General features: G+C 31.7%; 1 protein-coding gene. It reads left to right on the forward strand.

Annotated elements, in window-relative coordinates; translation table 11 throughout:
• Nucleotides 1-567: pyruvate formate lyase family protein (locus COL3_RS26815; RefSeq protein ID WP_278286719.1), on the forward strand; the 567-nt coding region annotated here is incomplete at both ends.

The raw sequence follows: 567 nt of genomic DNA on the forward strand, positions 1-567 counted from the left end.
GCTTATGATTTAATAGTAGAAGAAGTTAAAAAGGGAATAATAGATGTTGCAACTGATAGAGTATCAGGAATTGACAACTATGATCCAGGATATATAGATAAAGATAATGAAGTTATAGTGGGACTTCAAACAGATGCACCTCTTAAGAGAATTGTAAATCCATTTGGTGGAATGAGAATGGTTCAAAGCTCACTAAAAGAGTATGGATATGAATTAGATAAGAATATAGAAGAATATTTCCCTAAATATAGAAAAACTCATAATGAAGGTGTATTCGATGGATATACAAGAGAAATAAGAGCTGCAAGAAGTGCAGGACTTTTAACAGGTCTTCCAGATGCATATGGTAGAGGAAGAATAATAGGTGACTACAGAAGAGTTGCACTTTATGGTATAGATTACTTAATAGAAGAAAAGAAAAAGGATCTAGATAATTTAAATGGCGATATGCTTGATGAATTAATAAGAAAAAGAGAAGAAGTTTCTACACAAATTAGAGCTTTAGGTGAAGTAAAATCAATGGCAGCTAAATATGGAATTGATATATCTAAGCCAGCATCAAATGCA

The sequence above is a fragment of the Clostridium sp. LS genome (assembly GCF_002760435.1).
GTDB lineage: Bacteria > Bacillota > Clostridia > Clostridiales > Clostridiaceae > Clostridium.